The sequence below is a fragment of the Streptomyces sp. NPDC051214 genome, from assembly GCF_040682375.1.
In the GTDB taxonomy this organism is placed as follows: Bacteria; Actinomycetota; Actinomycetes; order Streptomycetales; family Streptomycetaceae; genus Streptomyces.
The window spans coordinates 185179-202792 of record NZ_JBFBAT010000017.1; the positions used below are offsets into that span (position 1 = coordinate 185179).

General features: G+C 71.6%; 16 protein-coding genes. 14 read left to right on the forward strand and 2 right to left on the reverse strand.

The features are described 5' to 3' along the window. Positions 1-2: 2 nt before the first annotated feature. Genes AB0M70_RS35980 through AB0M70_RS35990 form a run of 3 tightly spaced genes read left to right on the forward strand, consistent with a single transcriptional unit; the run spans position 3 to position 2822 of the window. Complete coding sequence (locus AB0M70_RS35980) at positions 3-773, forward strand: DUF5819 family protein (protein ID WP_365826939.1); 771 nt, start codon at positions 3-5, stop codon at positions 771-773. Continuing rightward, positions 770-2026, forward strand: a complete 1257-nt coding sequence (locus AB0M70_RS35985) for an HTTM domain-containing protein (protein ID WP_365826941.1) — start codon at positions 770-772, stop codon at positions 2024-2026. Before AB0M70_RS35980 ends, AB0M70_RS35985 begins: the two co-directional genes overlap by 4 nt. 16 nt (positions 2027-2042) lie before the next feature. Then, the gene (locus AB0M70_RS35990; protein WP_365826943.1) at positions 2043-2822 is read left to right on the forward strand and encodes a TrmH family RNA methyltransferase; all 780 of its coding nucleotides are present in this window, start codon (positions 2043-2045) and stop codon (positions 2820-2822) included. Between the two features lie 15 nt (positions 2823-2837). On the opposite strand, the gene paaN is transcribed toward AB0M70_RS35990, so the two are convergent. Beyond that, entirely contained in the window at positions 2838-4529 is a 1692-nt protein-coding gene (gene paaN / locus AB0M70_RS35995; RefSeq protein WP_365826945.1) for a phenylacetic acid degradation protein PaaN, read from the reverse strand. Between the two features lie 199 nt (positions 4530-4728). Between paaN and AB0M70_RS36000 the strand changes: the two genes are divergently transcribed. Both AB0M70_RS36000 and AB0M70_RS36005 read left to right on the forward strand, forming a co-directional pair. After that, complete coding sequence (locus AB0M70_RS36000) at positions 4729-6246, forward strand: 3-hydroxyacyl-CoA dehydrogenase (protein WP_365826947.1); 1518 nt, start codon at positions 4729-4731, stop codon at positions 6244-6246. Beyond that, positions 6243-6836 carry a TetR/AcrR family transcriptional regulator gene (locus AB0M70_RS36005; protein ID WP_365826949.1) on the forward strand — a complete coding sequence of 198 codons (594 nt, stop codon included), beginning with the start codon at positions 6243-6245 and terminating at the stop codon, positions 6834-6836. The genes AB0M70_RS36000 and AB0M70_RS36005 overlap by 4 nt, the downstream gene beginning before the upstream one ends. 48 nt (positions 6837-6884) lie before the next feature. Here AB0M70_RS36005 and AB0M70_RS36010 read toward each other — a convergent pair whose 3' ends face one another. Beyond that, positions 6885-7451 carry an Lrp/AsnC family transcriptional regulator gene (locus tag AB0M70_RS36010; protein WP_365826951.1) on the reverse strand — a complete coding sequence of 189 codons (567 nt, stop codon included), beginning with the start codon at positions 7449-7451 and terminating at the stop codon, positions 6885-6887. A gap of 191 nt (positions 7452-7642) precedes the next feature. Here AB0M70_RS36010 and pdhA point away from each other — a divergent pair, with 191 nt between their 5' ends. The 9 genes from pdhA to AB0M70_RS36055 all read left to right on the forward strand — a co-directional run bounded on the left by pdhA (position 7643) and on the right by AB0M70_RS36055 (position 17479). Continuing rightward, positions 7643-8815, forward strand: a complete 1173-nt coding sequence (gene pdhA, locus AB0M70_RS36015; protein WP_365826953.1) for a pyruvate dehydrogenase (acetyl-transferring) E1 component subunit alpha — start codon at positions 7643-7645, stop codon at positions 8813-8815. Next, on the forward strand, positions 8812-9840 hold the full coding sequence (locus AB0M70_RS36020) for an alpha-ketoacid dehydrogenase subunit beta (protein ID WP_365826955.1): 1029 nt from the start codon (positions 8812-8814) through the stop codon (positions 9838-9840). The genes pdhA and AB0M70_RS36020 overlap by 4 nt, the downstream gene beginning before the upstream one ends. Then, complete coding sequence (locus AB0M70_RS36025; RefSeq protein ID WP_365826957.1) at positions 9840-11330, forward strand: dihydrolipoamide acetyltransferase family protein; 1491 nt, start codon at positions 9840-9842, stop codon at positions 11328-11330. The genes AB0M70_RS36020 and AB0M70_RS36025 overlap by 1 nt, the downstream gene beginning before the upstream one ends. A gap of 266 nt (positions 11331-11596) precedes the next feature. Further along, positions 11597-12697 carry an NTP transferase domain-containing protein gene (locus AB0M70_RS36030; protein ID WP_365826984.1) on the forward strand — a complete coding sequence of 367 codons (1101 nt, stop codon included), beginning with the start codon at positions 11597-11599 and terminating at the stop codon, positions 12695-12697. Continuing rightward, positions 12694-14169, forward strand: coding sequence for a molybdopterin molybdotransferase MoeA (locus AB0M70_RS36035; RefSeq protein ID WP_365826959.1), 1476 nt, complete (start codon positions 12694-12696; stop codon positions 14167-14169). Before AB0M70_RS36030 ends, AB0M70_RS36035 begins: the two co-directional genes overlap by 4 nt. Then, positions 14157-15278 carry a potassium channel family protein gene (locus tag AB0M70_RS36040; RefSeq protein ID WP_365826961.1) on the forward strand — a complete coding sequence of 374 codons (1122 nt, stop codon included), beginning with the start codon at positions 14157-14159 and terminating at the stop codon, positions 15276-15278. Before AB0M70_RS36035 ends, AB0M70_RS36040 begins: the two co-directional genes overlap by 13 nt. 39 nt (positions 15279-15317) lie before the next feature. Continuing rightward, positions 15318-16295: an NAD(P)H-quinone oxidoreductase gene (locus tag AB0M70_RS36045; RefSeq protein WP_365826963.1), complete on the forward strand. Its 978-nt coding sequence runs from the start codon at positions 15318-15320 to the stop codon at positions 16293-16295. A gap of 130 nt (positions 16296-16425) precedes the next feature. After that, a complete protein-coding gene (locus AB0M70_RS36050) occupies positions 16426-16818 on the forward strand; it encodes a hypothetical protein (RefSeq protein WP_365826965.1) in 393 nt (130 codons plus the stop codon). Positions 16819-16936: 118 nt separating this feature from the next. Beyond that, complete coding sequence (locus AB0M70_RS36055; RefSeq protein WP_249588835.1) at positions 16937-17479, forward strand: bacterial proteasome activator family protein; 543 nt, start codon at positions 16937-16939, stop codon at positions 17477-17479. Positions 17480-17614 lie beyond the last annotated feature (135 nt).

Genomic DNA, 17614 nt, shown 5'->3' on the forward strand with positions numbered 1-17614 from the left:
AAATGGACGCGAACGACAACAACGCGCACGAGTCGCCGCCCCCACCCGTCGACGCCGTCCCCTCGCCCGCCGGGGGCACCCCCGCCGCCCCGGCCGAGCCCCGTACCGGCATCGCCGCCCTCTCCCCGCGCTACCAGGCGGTGGCGGCGCTCGCGCTCGCGCTCATCGCCGTAACGGCCTGTGTCCACGTCGGGATGCTCTTCCTGCACGTCGCCCCCGCGAACACCATGACCAAGCAGCACGGCCAGGCCGTCGACGACTGGATCTACCCCGAGTTCGAGCAGAACTGGAAGCTCTTCGCGCCCAACCCGATGCAGCAGAACATCGCGGTGCAGGCCCGCGCCGAGATCCGCACGGCCGACGGCTCGACCCGGACCACCGGCTGGTACGACCTCTCGGCGCGAGACGGCGCTGCCATCGACGGCAACCTGCTGCCCAGCCACACGCAGCAGAACGAGTTGCGCAGGGCGTGGGACTTCTATGTGGGCGCGCACGATGCGCAGAATCGTCCCCGCGGCCTGCGCGGGCAGCTCTCGGAGCGCTACATCCGCCGCATCGTGATGATGCGCGTCGAGCGTGAGCAGCCCCTGGACCGGGGCGCCGGCATCGAGCGCATCCAGGTCCGCTCAAGGACCACGAACGTGCCGCCCCCCGAGTGGAGCGACGAGAAGGTCTCGACGAAACCGGTGACCCGCCAGCTGCCGTGGTGGTCCGTGACGCCCGACGACATGCCCCTGGGCAAGGCCCGGGAATCCGAGGTGGACGCCCGATGAACCGCTTCGGCCCCCTGCTCGGGCGCGGCGTCGAGCGGGTCACCGCATCCGCTCTCGGCCCCTATCAGACCGCTGTGATCCGTATCGGGTTCGCCGCCACCTGGCTGCTCTTCCTGCTGCGCGAACTCCCCCACCGCCGGGAGCTCTATGGCCCCGACGGCCCGTGGAGCTGGGACATGGCCCAGCAGCTCATTGCGGAGAACGACGCCTTCACGGCCCTGATGTGGTCCGACGGGCACGTCTGGTTCGAGATCGTCTACGCACTCGCCGTCCTCAGCAGCGCCCTGCTGATGCTCGGCTGGCGCACACGCACGATGTCCGTGCTCTTCATGATCGGCGTGCTCTCGCTGCAGAACCGCTCCATCTTCATGGGCGACGGCGGCGACAACGTCATCCACCTCATGGCCACCTACCTGGTGTTCACGCGCTGCGGCCAGGTCTGGTCACTCGACGCCCGCCGAGCGGCACGCGCGCGTGCCGCGTCCGTCGGTCAGGGGCAGACGCCGGTCGACCTGTCGAAGTCGGCGCAGCCCGTCGACAGGACCGGGCCCGTGTTGTGGTGGGTCCTCGGGCTCGGCCTCTCCGTGGTGACGTTCATGGGCGAGCTGAGCGGGGGCTGGCTGCTGGTCTTCTGGGGGCTGTGGTGCGCGCACGCCCTGTGGTGGGCCGTCGGACGGCGTGCGCCCGACGGGGAGGCGCGCAAGCTGCTCGACGTCATCGTCAGGCTCGCGCACAACGCCGCACTCCTTGTGATCATGGTCGAGGCGTGTCTGATCTACGCGACGGCCGGCTGGTACAAGATCCAGGGCAGCCGCTGGCAGGACGGCACGGCCGTCTACTACCCGCTGCGTCTCGACTACTTCTCCCCCTGGCCCGCGCTCTCCGACCTGCTCGCCTCGCACGGCCTCATGGTGATGCTGGTGACGTACGGGACGGTCGCCGTGCAGGTCGCCTTCCCCTTCACCCTCTTCAACCGGCGGGTCAAGAACGTCCTCCTGGCCGCGATGATCTTCGAGCACGCGGTCATCGCGGTCCTCCTCGGCCTGCCGTTCTTCTCGCTCGCGATGATCGCGGCCGACGCGGTGTTCCTGCCGACGTCGTTCCTGCGCCGCGTCGGCGGATGGACGGCACGCGCGCGTGGGGCGCTGTTCGCGCGCCTGCCCCGCCCCGGCGCGGTGCCGGGGCAGCGCGGGACGGACGAGGAACAGGCCCCGGAATCCGCCGAGCACGCGCGCGTAGGCTTTCCCTCATGAACGGGACGTACGGGGGATGAGCGGAACGCAAGGGCGTGGCCTGGACGGTGCCGTGCGTGCCTGGCGGGAGATCGCCGAGACCTCCGTGCTCCTCGACGGTTTCCACGCCATCAAGCACGCCTTGCGCTTCGGGGCGCTCGTCCCCTCGGCGCTGACCAGTGACAGGGCCGCCGTGCTCGCCCTCGCCGACGAGCTCGCGCCGGACGTACGGGACGCCCTCGACGCGCTCCTCGTGGAGGTCCCGGACAGCACCCTGCGCGCCCTTGTGCCGCGTCTGCATCCCACGGGTGTGGCGGCCCTGGCGGAACGCCCTTCCCGCGCGGCCAACCTCGACGCGCTGGCCCGCATGCCGAGGAGCACGCCGGTCGTGGTCCTCGACGACCCCCGCAATCTGGGCAACGCCGGTGCCGTGATCCGGCTCGCGGCGGGGTTCGGGGCGACGGGAGTCGTCACCACCGGCACGCTCGACCCCTGGCATCCCACGGTCGTGCGCGGTGGTGCGGGTCTGCACTTCGCCACGGCCGTCGAGCGGATGGACGTCGCCGCACTGCCGCCGGGGCCGGTGTTCGCGCTCGACGCGGAGGGTGAGGACATCCGCGGTCTCAAGCTGCCGGATGACGCCGTGCTGGCCTTCGGGTCCGAGCGCAGCGGTCTGTCGGCGGCGCTGCGGGAGCGCGCCGATCATCTGGTGTCCCTGCCGATGCGGCCTCAGGTCTCCAGCTACAACCTGGCCACCAGCGTCGGCATGACGCTCTTCCACTGGTCGGCGGGCAGGCCTCCGGGCGCGGAGGCCTGAACCCGCCGCCGGACGTCAGGCGTCCCTGCGGATCTCCACCACACGGAAGCGGTTGGCCACGAAGGCGCCGTCACACAGGGCGGCGTTCGCGGCGGGGTTGCCGCCCGAACCGTGGAAGTCCGAGAAGGCCGCCGTCTGGTTCACATAGACACCGCCCGTGAGGTTCAAGGAGAGCTGGGCGCACTCCTCCAGGCAGGTCTCCTCCACGGCGCCGGACACCTCGTCCGACGTCGTGTACGCGCCGACCGTCATCGCGCCCTTGTCGCGCACCGTGCGGCGCAGCAGCTCCACGGCGTCCGAGGACGAGTCGACCGCGACGGCGAAGGAGACCGGGCCGAAGCACTCGTCCAGATAGACCGCCTCGGCGTCCGGCTTCGCGCCGTCCAGCTTGACGATGACCGGGGTGCGGACCACGGCGTCGGGGAACTCGGGGTTGCTGATCTCCCGTGAGGGGAGGGCCACTTCGCCGAGCCCGGCCGCCGCCTCCAGGCGGGCCTTCACGTCCGGGTTGACCAGGGCACCCAGGATGCCGTTCGCCCGGGCGTCGTCCCCGAGCAGGCCGTTCACCGACGCGGCCAGGTCGGACACCACGTCGTCGTACGACTTCGCTCCGGCGTCCGTCGTGATGCCGTCCCGGGGGATCAGGAGGTTCTGCGGCGTCGTGCACATCTGGCCGCTGTAGAGCGACAGGGAGAAGGCCAGGTTGGACAGCATCCCCTTGTAGTTGTCCGTCGAGTCGACGACGACCGTGTTCACGCCGGCCTTTTCCGTGTAGACCTGCGCCTGGCGGGCGTTGGCCTCCAGCCAGTCGCCGAAGGCGGTCGACCCCGTGTAGTCGATGATCTTGACCTCGGGGCGGACGGCGAGGGTCTTGGCGATGCCCTCGCCCGGTCGCTCGGCGGCCAGGCACACCAGGTTCGGGTCGAAGCCCGCGTCCGCGAGGGCCTCGCGCGCGATGCGCACCGTCAGCGCGAGCGGGAGCACCGCGCGCGGGTGGGGCTTGACCAGGACGGGGTTGCCGGTGGCCAGGGAGGCGAACAGGCCCGGATAGCCGTTCCACGTCGGGAAGGTGTTGCAGCCGATCAGGAGCGCGATGCCGCGGGCCACGGGCGTGAAGCGCTTGTCCAGGCCGATCGGGTCACGCTTGCCCTGCGGCTTGGACCACTCCGCGTTGTCGGGGGTGCGGGCCTGCTCGACGTAGGCGTACGCCACCGCTTCGAGGCCGCGGTCCTGGGCGTGCGGGCCGCCCGCCTGGAAGGCCATCATGAAGGCCTGGCCGCTGGTGTGCATGACCGCGTGCGCCATCTCGTGCGTGCGGGCGCTGATGCGCGACAGGATCTCCAGACAGACCATCGCGCGCACCTCCGCGCCCGCATCGCGCCAGGCGCGCATTCCGGTGCGCATCGCGGGCAGCAGCGTGTCGATGTCCGGGTGGGGGTACGTGATGCCCAGCTCGGGCCCGTACGGAGAGACTTCCGCGCCTGTCCAGTCGTCCGTGCCCGGTTGGTCGAGCTCGAAGCGGCTGCCCAGGAGGGCGTCGAAGGCGGCTTTGCCGTCGGGCAGGTTCAGGCTGCCGTTCTCCCCGTACGCCTTGGGGTGTTCGGGGTGCGGCGACCAGTACGCGCGCGTGCGGATCGTCTCCAGCGCCTGGTCGAGTGTGGGCCGGTGCGTGGCGATCAGCTGGTGCGCGGTGAGTTCGGCGGCCATATCGGACCAACTCCTCGTCGAGCCGGCTCTTCGTCGAGCCGGCGAGCTGGGCAGGGCAGGGCAGTGCGAGAACGCACGGACAGAGCTAGAGTAACCGAACGATCGGTCGGGACAAGGGGGTCCGTCGAACCTGTGGACAACTTCTCGCCGGGCACCCCCGCACCTTCCGGCGGACACCTCGTGCGGGAGGATCGCGAACATGACAGCACTCGAGCTCAGCAGCCCCGTTGCCGTGGTCGGCACCGGAACCATGGGCCAGGGCATAGCCCAGGTCGCCCTGCTGGCGGGCCACCCCGTGCGGCTGTACGACGCCGTGGAGGGCCAGGCGAAAACCGCGGCCGCCGCCATCGCCGCACGCCTTGACCGGCTCGTCGAGAAGGGCAGGCTCACGGCGGAGGACCGGTCCGACGCGGGGGACCGGCTCGCACCGGTCGCCGGTCTCGCCGAGCTCACCGGGTGCGGACTCGTCATCGAGGCGATCCTGGAACAACTCCCGGTCAAACAGCGCCTCTTCGAAGAGCTGGAAGAGATCGTCGACGAGAACTGTCTCCTCGCCACGAACACGTCCTCCCTCTCCGTCACCGCCATCGCGGGCACCCTCAAGAAGCCCGGCCGCTTCGTCGGCCTGCACTTCTTCAACCCCGCACCGCTGCTCCCCCTCGTGGAGGTCGTCAGCGGCTCCGCGACCGACGAAACGGCCGCCACGCGCGCGTACGAGACGGCGCGTGCCTGGGGCAAGACACCGGTGCGCAGCGCGGACACCCCCGGCTTCATCGTCAACCGCGTCGCCCGCCCCTTCTACGCCGAGGCGCTGCGCCTGCACGAGGAGCGGGCCGCCGACCCGGCCACCATCGACGCCGTCCTGCGCGAGTGCGGCGGCTTCAAGATGGGTCCCTTCGAGCTCACCGACCTCATCGGCCAGGACGTGAACGAGGCCGTCACCCGCTCCGTGTGGGAGTCCTTCTTCCAGGACCCCAAGTTCACGCCGTCCCTCGCCCAGCGCCGCCTCGTCGAATCACGCCGCCTGGGCCGCAAGTCGGGCCAGGGCTGGTACGCGTACGGAGACGACGCCCCACGCGCCGAGCCGCACACCGCGACGCCCGCACCGGCCCCGGCCTCCGTCGCGGTGCACGGGAAGCTGTTCCAGGCGCACGCCCTCATCGAGCTGATCACCGGCGCCGGAATCGACGTCGCGTACGAGGAGCCCATCGACCCCGACCACCCCGGCTGGATCGAACTGCCCGCCGGAGGCAAGCTCTTCCTGGCCGATGGCTGCGCCGCGGACGACGCCGAGGCACCGGTCGTCCACTTCGACCTCGCGCTGGACTACAGGTCGGCGACCAGGATGGCTCTGGCGCCCGCCGCGAACGTCACCGACGACCAGCTCCGCGAGGCCGTGGGGCTCTTCCAGGCGCTGGGCAAGCAGGTCAGCGTCGTCGCCGACGTCCCGGGGCTGATCGTGGCCCGCACCGTCGCCATGCTCGTCGACTTCGCCCAGGACGCCGTCGCGCGCGGAGTGGCCGACAAGGAGGACGTCGACACGGCGATGCGGCTCGGCGTCAACTACCCGCGCGGACCGCTCGCGTGGGGCGAGGAACTCGGCGCGGGCTGGGTCCGCGAAACGCTGGAGAACCTGCACCTGGAGTACCCCACCGGCCGCTACGCGCCCTCCCAGGCGCTGCGCCGCGCGGCAGCGCGAGAGGACCACCACTCATGACCACCACCAGGCGCGACACGTACACCCCCGAGACCCTCCTGACCGTGGCGGTCCGGGTCTTCAACGAGCGCGGGTACGACGGCACGTCCATGGAGCACCTCTCCAAGGCCGCCGGTATCTCCAAGTCCTCGATCTACCACCACGTGTCCGGCAAGGAAGAGCTGCTGCGCCGCGCGGTGAGCCGTGCGCTCGACGGGCTCTTCGGAATCCTCACCGAGGACCACGCGCGCGTGGGCACCGCGGTGCAGCGCCTGGAGCACGTCACGCGGCGCACCGTCGAGGTGCTGATCGCGGAGCTGCCCTACGTGACGCTGTTGCTGCGCGTGCGCGGCAACACCGACACCGAGCGGTGGGCCATGGAACGGCGCAGGGAGTTCGACCAGCAGGTCGCCGACCTGCTCAAGGAGGCCGTGGCCGACGGTGACCTGCGCTCGGACGTCGAGCTGCGCCTCGCCACCCGGCTGCTCTTCGGGATGATCAACTCCATCGTGGAGTGGTACCGCCCGGACGCCCGTGGGGCCTCGTCGGGTGAGCAGGTCGCCGACGCCGTCGTCCAGATGGCCTTCGCTGGGCTGCGCAGCGGCGGCTGACGGGACAAGCCCCCCGGCTCGGCCGGCCCGGTCAGGTCCCCGGTCCGGTCAGCTTTCCGGCTCCAGGTCGTCCTCCTCGAAGACCAGCAACGTACGCGTGCTGAGCACTTCGGGGATGGACTGCAGCCGGGTCAGGACCAGCTCGCGCAGCGCCCGGTTGTCTGGCGTGTGCACCAGGAGCAGTACGTCGAAGTCGCCGCTGACCAGCGCGATGTGTGAGGCGCCAGGCAGCGTGCGCAGATGCTCGCGGACCGTGCGCCAGGTGTTCTGGACGATCTTGAGCGTGATGTAGGCGGACGCGCCCTGACCCGCCCGCTCGTGGTTGATGCGGGCGCCGAAGCCGCGGATGACGCCGTCGTCGATGAGCCGGTTGATGCGCGCGTACGCGTTCGCCCGTGACACGTGGACGCGCTCGGCCACGGCCCGTATCGACGCGCGACCGTCCGTGTGCAGGATCTGCAGGATGTCGCGGTCGATCGAGTCCAGCGGACGGGGCAGGGGCTCCTGGCGGTCGCCGGCCGGGTCCCTCGGGCGGGGCAGGCTCTCCTGGCGGTTGCCGGAGCGGCCTTCCGGACGATCACCGTCGCGTCCGTCGGCCATTCGTTCAGATGCCATGTCCCCCCGCCTCCCTACCATGGACGTACTGCATCCATCCCAGGCTGTGCAGAACCGTTTGTCCACAGCCTGGAGGTGCCTGTAGCCAAAATGTGCCGACGACCGAACAATCGGTAGGTGAGGCGCCTCACATTCACCGCGCCTCCTTTGCCGCTCCCACGAGGAGACCGCTTCCACATGGAGGTGCCGACATGACGGTCATGGAGCAGCGGGGCGTCTACCGGCCCACCCCGCCACCCGCATGGCAGCTCAGGACCGATCCCGCGCCGCTGCTGCCCGACGCCGAGCCGTATCGCGTCCTGGGCACCGAGGCCGCCGGCAAGGCCGACGAGGATCTCCTGACCCGTCTGTACGCCCAGCTGGTGCGCGGTCGGCGGTACAACACGCAGGCGACCGCCCTGACGAAGCAGGGCCGCCTCGCGGTCTACCCCTCCAGCACCGGTCAGGAGGCGTGCGAGGTGGCCGCCGCGCTCGTCCTTCAGGAGCGGGACTGGCTCTTCCCGAGCTACCGGGACACGCTCGCCGCGGTCGCCCGCGGTCTCGACCCCGTCCAGGCGCTGACCCTGCTGCGCGGCGACTGGCACACCGGGTACGACCCGCGCGAGCACCGCATAGCGCCCCTGTGCACCCCTCTCGCGACCCAGCTCCCGCATGCCGTGGGGCTCGCGCACGCCGCACGCCTCAAGGGCGACGACGTGGTCGCGCTCGCCATGGTCGGCGACGGCGGGACCAGCGAGGGTGACTTCCACGAGGCGCTGAACTTCGCGGCCGTCTGGCAGGCGCCCGTCGTCTTCCTCGTGCAGAACAACGGCTTCGCGATCTCCGTGCCGCTCGACAAGCAGACGGCGGCCCCGTCCCTGGCCCACAAGGCCGTCGGGTACGGGATGCCGGGGCGCCTGGTGGACGGCAACGACGCGGCGGCGATGCACGAGGTGCTGAGCGAAGCGGTCTCCCGCGCGCGGGAAGGCGGCGGGCCCACGCTCATCGAGGCCGTGACCTACCGCATGGACGCCCACACGAACGCCGACGACGCCACGCGCTACCGCGGGGACGCCGAGGTCGAGGCCTGGAGGGCGCACGACCCGATCCTGCTCCTGGAGCGGGAGCTGACCGAGCGTGGCCTCCTTGACGAGGACCGGATGCGGGCGGCCCGCGACGACGCCGAGGCCATGGCCGCCGACCTGCGAGAACGCATGAACCAGGACGCCGAGCTCGACCCCATGGACCTGTTCGGCCATGTGTACGCCGAGCAGACCTCGCAACTGCGCGAACAGGCAGCCCAGTTGCGGGCCGAGCTCGAGGCGGCGGACGAGCACGGCACAGATGGCACAGACGGCACGGACGGCGAGGAGAACGCGCGATGAGTACGGTCGCGGCCGAACGGGCCACCAAGAAGGCAGCCAAACCGGCCACCATGGCGCAGGCGCTCGGGCGAGCGCTGCGCGACTCCCTGGCCGATGACCCGGCCGTGCACGTCCTCGGGGAGGACGTCGGGGCGCTCGGCGGGGTCTTCCGGGTCACCGACGGGCTCACCAAGGAGTTCGGCGAGGACCGCTGCACGGACACACCGCTCGCCGAGGCGGGCATCCTGGGCACGGCCGTCGGCATGGCGATGTACGGGCTGCGGCCCGTCGTCGAGATGCAGTTCGACGCGTTCGCCTACCCCGCCTTCGAACAGCTCATCTCCCACGTGGCGAAGATGCGCAACCGCACCCGGGGCGCGATGCCGCTGCCCATCACGGTCCGCGTGCCCTACGGCGGTGGCATCGGCGGAGTCGAGCACCACAGCGACTCCTCCGAGGCGTACTACATGGCCACTCCGGGGCTGCATGTCGTCACGCCCGCCACGGTCGCCGACGCCTACGGCCTGCTGCGGGCTTCCATCGCCTCCGACGACCCCGTCGTCTTCCTGGAGCCCAAGCGCCTCTACTGGTCCAAGGCCGACTGGAACCCGGACGCGCCGCAGGCCGTTGAACCCATAGGCAAGGCCGTGGTGCGACGCCCCGGGCGCAGCGCCACGCTCCTCACGTACGGGCCGTCCGTCTCCGTCTGTCTCGAAGCGGCCGAGGCCGCGGTGGCCGAGGGATGGGACCTCGAAGTGGTCGACCTGCGGTCCCTCGTCCCCTTCGACGACGAGACGGTGGCCGCGTCCGTGCGCCGGACCGGGCGCGCCGTCGTCGTGCACGAGTCGAACGGATTCGGCGGACCCGGAGGAGAGATCGCCGCCCGTGTCACCGAGCGGTGTTTCCACCACCTGGAAGCGCCGGTCCTGCGCGTCGCCGGATTCGACATCCCGTATCCGCCGCCGATGCTGGAGCGGCATCACCTGCCGGGCGTGGACCGGATCCTGGACGCGGTCGCGCGGTTGCAGTGGGAGGCGGGCAGCTGATGGCGCCGGGTCTGAACGTGAACAGCCTTGAGTTCAAGCTGCCGGATCTCGGTGAGGGGCTCACGGAGGCGGAGATCGTCCGCTGGCTCGTGCAGGTCGGCGACTTCGTCGCGGTGGACCAGCCCGTCGTCGAGGTCGAGACGGCCAAGGCCATGGTCGAGGTGCCCTGCCCGTACGAGGGTGTGGTGACGGCCCGCTTCGGCGAGGAGGGGATGGAACTTCCGGTGGGGGCGCCCTTGTTGACGGTCGCCGTCGGCGCCCCGGCCGGCGCGGCGGACCCGGCCGCGGCCCCGGAGGAGCCCGCTGAGAGGGCCCTGCAGGCGGCTGCCGCCGAGGAGTCGTCCGGCAACGTCCTGGTCGGGTACGGCACGGCGGCGGCGCCCGCGCGGCGCAGGCGGGTGCGATCGGTGGGCTTCGGCACGGCGACCACACCGAAGGCCGCGCCGACGACCGCGCCGAAGCCTGCCGCACGGCCTGCACCGCGGACCGGCCCAGTGGACGAGCCCACCGGGCCGCGGGGCGAGCCCACCAGGCCGGGCGCCCTTGCGCGCCCCGACGGCCCGATACCGGTGATCTCACCGCTCGTGCGCAAGCTGGCCCGTGAGAACGGCGTGGAGCTACGGGAGCTGACGGGCACCGGACCGGACGGGTTGATCATGCGGGCCGATGTGGAGAGCGCCATCGCGGCGGAGCGGACGGCTGCGGACACGGCCCCGGTCACGCGCACACCGGTGGCAGCGGTGAGCGAGGAGGCGCGCGGCGCTTCGGCGGGAGCGCAGGAGCGCTATCCGCTGATCGGCATCCGCGGCCTCGTCGCGGACAAGATGTCCCGCAGCAGGCGCGAGATACCGGAAGCCACCTGCTGGGTCGACGCCGACGCGACCGAACTGCTCGCGGCACGCGCCGCGATGAACGCCGCCGTGAAGTCGGGCGCCGCCAAGGAGGGCGCCGGCCGGAAGATCTCGCTGCTCGCGCTGTTCGCCCGCATCAGCGTGGCCGCCCTGGCCCGGTACCCGATGCTCAACTCCACCGTGGACATGGAGGCGCGCGAGGTGGTCCGGCTCGCCGATGTCCACCTCGGGTTCGCCGCGCAGACCGACCGCGGTCTGGTCGTCCCCGTGGTGCGCGACGCCGGCACGCGGACCACCGAATCGGTCAACGCCGAGCTGATCCGTCTCACGGAGTCGGCGAGGGACGGAAGGCTGACCCCGGGGGAACTCACGGGCGGCACGTTCACGTTGAACAACTACGGGGTGTTCGGGGTCGACGGCTCCACGCCGATCATCAATCACCCCGAGGCGGCCATGCTCGGCGTCGGCCGGATCGTGCCCAAGCCATGGGTGCACCAGGGCGAGTTGGCGGTGCGGCACGTCGTGCAGCTCTCGCTCACCTTCGACCACCGGGTGTGCGACGGTGGCACGGCGGGCGGGTTCCTGCGGTTCGTGGCGGACTGCGTGGAGCAGCCCGCGATGCTCCTTCGGTCGGTGTGAGAAGGGCCGGGGCGGCGGTGCGGGCGGCGGCGCCGTGATGTGAGTCTGCGTACAGAGGTGAGGTGAGACTCCGTACGAGGGGTGGCATTGATCCTTCGTGCGCCCATACTCGGGGCATGACCGCGCAGAGGGCTCCGGGCGGCGCCGATTCCGCCGCCTCGGACGCCGCCCCGAACGAGCTTCGGCATGCCGACCCGCCCGATCCTCGGCATGCCACCCCGACCGATGCCGCGCCCGCCTCACAGAGCACCTCACGGAACGCCTCCCTGAACACCTCCCCGAGCGCCCTTCCGTACGACGCCGTGGTGCTCGCGGGCGGCGGGGCCAGGCGGCTCGGCGGTGCGGACAAGCCGGGCCTGAAGGTAGGCGGCCGCGCGCTGCTCGACCGGGTGCTCGGCGCGTGTTCCGGCGCGGGGACGACGGTGGTCGTCGCCGCACCCCGCCCGACCACCCGCCCCGTGGAGTGGGCGCGGGAGGAACCCGCCGGGGCCGGCCCGCTCGCCGCGCTCGACGCGGGGCTGCGGTGCACGCAGGCGGAGCAGGTGATGGTGCTCTCCGCCGATCTGCCGTTCCTGGAGGAGCGGACGGTGGGCGGCCTCCTCGCCGAGCTGCGTGAGAGCGGTGCGGACGGCGCGGTCCTGAGAGATTCCGGCGGCCGGGACCAGCCGCTGGTCGCCGCCTATCGCAGTACCGCGCTGAAACGTGAGATCGCGCGGCTCGCCGCCGAGCACGACGGTCTGACGGGACTTCCGCTGCGGTCACTCACCGCGCGGCTCGAACTCACCCGGGTCACCGACGCGGTGGCGTCCTTCGACTGCGACACCTGGGACGACATCGCGGCCGCCAGGGCCCGCATCAGGGAGCATGGGCACGTGTTGGATGAATGGATTTCCGCAGTCAAGGACGAACTGGGCATCGAGCTCGACGTCGACACCGGCTTGCTGCTCGACCTCGCCCGCGACGCCGCACATGGCGTGGCCAGGCCTGCGGCTCCGCTGACCACCTTCCTGGTGGGGTACGCGGCGGCGCGGGCCGCCCAGGGCGGCGGGCCCGAAGCGGTGGCCGACGCGGCCCGCAAGGCGGCGGCGCTGGCCACGCGGTGGGCGCAGGAGGGCGGCTCCGACGCGGGACCCGGCGCTGCGCCCGGTGTGGCGCCAGAGGCGATCCCCGGCGGAAAGCCGGCCACCGCGCCCGACGCCACCCAGCAGGGCCCCCGCCCCGACGCCACGAAGCAGCCCGCGAGCCCCGACCCCGCTCAGCAGTCCGCGCCCCCCGCGCCCCCCGCACACCCCGACGCCACGCCTCAGGACGCCCGCCCCGACCCGGGGCAGGGCGCGAGGGACGACATGCGGCCGGACGCCGGATGAGTGGGCAGCCCGCGCCGGACGCCGAGCTCGACGAGGCTCTCGCCCTGGTGAACGACGACCATGACCGCAGGAACGGCAGGCGCGCCGACGCCGGGCCCACAGCCGGCGACCCCCGAAGCGCACAAGACACCTCGGGCGACCTGAGCGGCCCCGGCCACGCCACCGTGCCCCAACCCCCCACCGCCCCTGCGCCCACCCCCACCACACCCGCCCCTCACAGCAACCCCGACCCCGACGCCCACCCCCAGCACCGCGACATCACCCCCTGGCCCGCCGCCCGCACCGCGGCCGGGCGTGCCCCGCAGCCCGTGCCCTCCGCCTCCGTGCCCGCCACCGTCCCCCTGGGGCAAGCGCTCGGCCTCGTTCTGGCCGCGCCCCTGGTCGCCCTCACCGATCTGCCCTCCTTCGACACTTCGGCGATGGACGGCTGGGTCGTCGCGGGCCCCGGCCCCTGGGACGTCCGGGCCGACGGGATTCTCGCCGGGCACGGACGGCCCGAGCCGCTCTCCGACGGGGAAGCCGTGCGGATCGCGACCGGGGCACGGATCCCGCAGGAGGCCACCGCCGTCATCCGCAGCGAGCACGGCCTCACCGACGACAAGGGGCGGCTGCACCCCCGACGTGACGTCACGCAAGGGCAGGACATCCGGCCCCGTGGCCAGGAATGCCGTTCCGGTGACCAACTCCTGCCGAGCGGCTCCCTTGTGACCCCGGCGGTGCTCGGCCTCGCGGCAGCCGCCGGGTACGACGAGCTGCCCGTGGTCCCCCGGCCAAGCGCCGAAGTGCTGATCCTGGGCGATGAGTTGCTGACCGAGGGGCTCCCCCACGACGGCCTCATCCGGGACGCGCTCGGGCCGCTGCTGCCGCCCTGGCTGCGCTCGCTCGGCGCCGACGTCATCGCCGTACGCAGGCTCGGTGACGATGCCGAGGCGCTGCATCAGGCAATCACCAGCTCCGCGGCCGACCTCATCGTCACCACCGGCGGCACCGCCTCCGGCCCGGTCGACCACGTCCACCCCATCCTGCGCCGCATCGACGCCGAACTCCTCGTGGACGGCGTCGCGGTCCGCCCCGGGCACCCGATGCTGCTCGCCCGCATCCGCCCCGATCAGCACCTCGTCGGTCTGCCCGGCAATCCGCTGGCCGCGGTGTCCGGTCTGCTGACCCTGGCCGAGCCCCTGCTGCGTACGCTCTCGGGGCGCCCAGCCCCGTCGGTGTACACAGCCGTCCTGCGCGAGGACGTGCACGGGCACCCGCACGACACCCGGCTCGTGCCCGTCACCCTCCGCGCCGACCACGCCGTGCCCCTGCACTACAACGGCCCGGCGATGCTGCGCGGGATCGCGGTGGCCGACGGGCTCGCGGTCGTCCCGCCGGGTGGCGCGCGGCGCGGCCAGGAGCTGGAGGTCCTCGACCTCCCGTGGGCCGGGCCGGACCTGCACACCGACACGGCCGGGGAGTGTTTCACGTGAAACTTCCCGGCCATGACGCCATCGCCCGCAACCCCGACGAGCACCTCGTCACCCACCGGATCAAGCTGCCGCGCCAGATCGTCGAGCGGCCCCTGCGGCAGGTCGCCAAGCGTCTCCTCATGGCGCTCGCGGTGCTCGCCCTGACGACCTTCATCGTCTGGATCGACCGCGACGGCTACCACGACAACTCGGACAACCGGCTCGACTTCCTCGATGCCGCCTACTACTCCACCGTCACGCTCTCGACCACCGGGTACGGCGACATCGTCCCGTACAGCGACAGCGCGCGGCTCTGCAACATTCTCCTGATCACGCCTCTGCGCGTGCTCTTCCTGATCATCCTGGTCGGCACCACTCTCGAAGTGCTCACGGAACGTACGCGCGAGGAATGGCGTCTGAACCGCTGGAGGTCCAACTTGCGTGAACACACCGTTGTCGTCGGCTTCGGCACGAAGGGTCGCTCGGCGATCCAGACCGTGTGCGCGACCGGTCTGAAGCCCGAACAGATCGTGGTCGTCGACCCGAGCGCGAAGGTCGTCGACGCCGCCACGGCGGAGGGGTACGCGGGCGTCATCGGTGACGCGACGCGCAGCGATGTGCTGCTGCGTGCCGAGGTGCAGCGCGCCCGGCAGATCATCATCGCGACCCAGCGGGACGACACCGCCGTCCTGGTCACGCTCACCGCCCGGCAGATGAACCGCGGGGCGAAGATCGTGGCCGCCGTGCGCGAGGAGGAGAACGCGCCGCTGCTGCGCCAGTCCGGCGCCGACGCCGTGATCACCAGCGCCAGCGCGGCGGGACGGTTGCTCGGCCTCTCCGTGCTCAGCCCCAGCGCGGGCATGGTCATGGAGGACCTGATCCAGCAGGGCAGCGGGCTCGATCTCGTCGAGCGGCCGGTGATAAAGGCCGAGGTGGGGATGGGGGTCCGCGAGACGGATGACCTCGTCGTGAGTGTCGTACGCGGGCATCGGGTGCTCGGCTACGACGATCCCGCCGTCGGAAAGCTGCAGTTGATGGACCGTCTGATCACCATCGTGCGGGCGACACCGACGTCACCGATGGCGCCCGACACCAAGTCGAATCCGCCGCGCGGAGGTCTGCGCACGTAATCGGACCGTCGGGAAAGCGCAGAGAGTAGCCTCGCCCGCATGTATGCGATCACGATCCCCGAAGCCGGCGGACCCGAAGCGCTCGTGTGGGCCGAGGTCCCCGATCCCGTACCCGGCGAGGGCGAGGTGCTGGTCGACGTCGTGGCCAGCGCCGTGAACCGCGCCGACCTGCTCCAGCGCCAGGGCTTCTACAACCCGCCACCCGGATCGTCGCCCTACCCGGGTCTTGAGTGCGCGGGCCGCGTCACCGACATCGGGCCGGGCGTCTCGGGCTGGAAGATCGGCGACGAGGTGTGCGCGCTGCTCGCCGGCGGCGGCTACGCCGAGCAGGTCGTCGTCCCGGCAGGGCAACTGCTGCCCGTGCCCGACGGCGTCGACCTCGTCACGGCGGCCGCGCTGCCCGAGGTCACCTCGACCGTCTGGTCCAACGTCTTCATGATCGCCCATCTGCGCCCCGGCGAGACGTTCCTCGTGCACGGCGGTTCCAGCGGTATCGGCACCATGGCGATCCAGCTGGCGAAGGCCGTCGGTGCCAAGGTGGCGGTGACGGCGGGCAGCAAGGAGAAGCTCGACTTCTGCGCGGAGCTCGGCGCGGACATCCTCATCAACTACCGCGAGCAGGACTTCGTCGAGGAGATCAAGAACGCCACGGACGGCGCGGGCGCTGACGTCATCCTCGACAACATGGGCGCCAAGTACCTGGACCGGAACGTGCAGGCCCTCGCCACCAACGGCCGCCTCGCGATCATCGGCATGCAGGGCGGCGTCAAGGGCGAGCTGAACATCGCCGCGCTCCTCAACAAGCGCGCCGCCATCACCGCGACATCGCTGCGGGGCCGTCCCGCGCAGGAGAAGGCGTCCATCGTCGCCGCCGTACGCGAGCACGTGTGGCCGCTGATCGCCACCGGTCATGTACGCCCGATCGTCGATCAGACCGTGCCGATGAGTGACGCGGCGGCCGCCCACCGCGTCCTGGAGGAGAGCAACCACATCGGGAAGGTGCTGCTCGTGCGCTAGGCGCGCCGCGGGATGACCGGTTGACCGGGATGACCGGTGAGCACTCGAGATGCCGGACAAGCGTCACCATGTGACGCTTGCTCCAGCTTCAGTGATCTCTCCGACCCGGTAGCGGGAGGGAGCCGGCGCGGTGACCCCATGGCTTCGCCCCTTGTTGACCCTGACGGTGCTGATGGCCGTCTCCCCTGTCTCCCTCTCGTACGCGGTCGAGCCCTCTCCCGGGGAGACCCGCGCCGGAAGCGTCTTCGGCGAAGGCCGTGCCAGGCCCGGCCGGGACGAGCCCCCGCCGTCGGTCGCGGCGTCCGAGCCGCCCCGCAGGCCGCCGCCGCAGATCCCCACGCCCGCCGCCACCCCGGCCCCCGAGGTCTGGCCCCAGGGCCGGGCGACCGCCGCGTCCGACGTCACCCGCCGGACGGCCGCCGAACCCGTCGTGCCCACCCTCCGCGTCCTGCCGCTCGGCAGCGGCCTGGTCCTCATCGGCCTCGGCCTCGGTTTCTTCGCCGTACGGCTGCGCCGCGGCTGACACACGGACGGGCTGACACCCGGACGGACCGACACGGACGGCCCCTTCGTACACGGTGGATCAGCGGCAAACGGGGGCACCACCGATGTGTGATGTACGGGTGCGAGAGAATGGCGGCATGGAGATGCCGAGGAACGAAAGGTCGCCCGAGAGCCCGCAGGTCCTGGTCGTGGGCCAGGACGGAATGGCACTCGGCGGCGGCGGAGACGACGAATCCCGCGAGGTCCCGGTGACGGACATGGTCGAACAGCCGGCGAAGGTCATGCGCATCGGCAGCATGATCAAGCAGTTGCTCGAGGAGGTGCGGGCGGCACCTCTCGACGAGGCGAGCCGAGTGCGCCTCAAGGAGATCCACGCCAGTTCGGTCAAGGAGCTCGAGGACGGCCTCGCCCCCGAGCTCGTCGAGGAACTGGAGCGGCTCTCCCTCCCCTTCACCGACGACGGAGTACCCAGCGACGCCGAACTGCGCATCGCGCAGGCTCAGCTGGTGGGCTGGCTCGAGGGGCTCTTCCACGGGATCCAGACGGCCCTCTTCGCGCAGCAGATGGCGGCGCGGGCGCAGCTCGAGTCGATGCGGCGCGCGTTGCCGCCCGGTGTGGGCGGCGGCGAGGAGGAAGAGGACGGCGGCATCGCGGGACGGACCGGAGGGCCTTACCTCTAGGCGGTGGCAGCACAGAACGACGTGAAGGGCCCGGTCACGAGGGCGAATTCCAGGGGTCGTAGCAACACAGTGATCAACTGGCTGTCGCCAGGAGCTTAGCGAGGCGCTCGGCTGGGGTTTCCCAGCCGAGCGTTT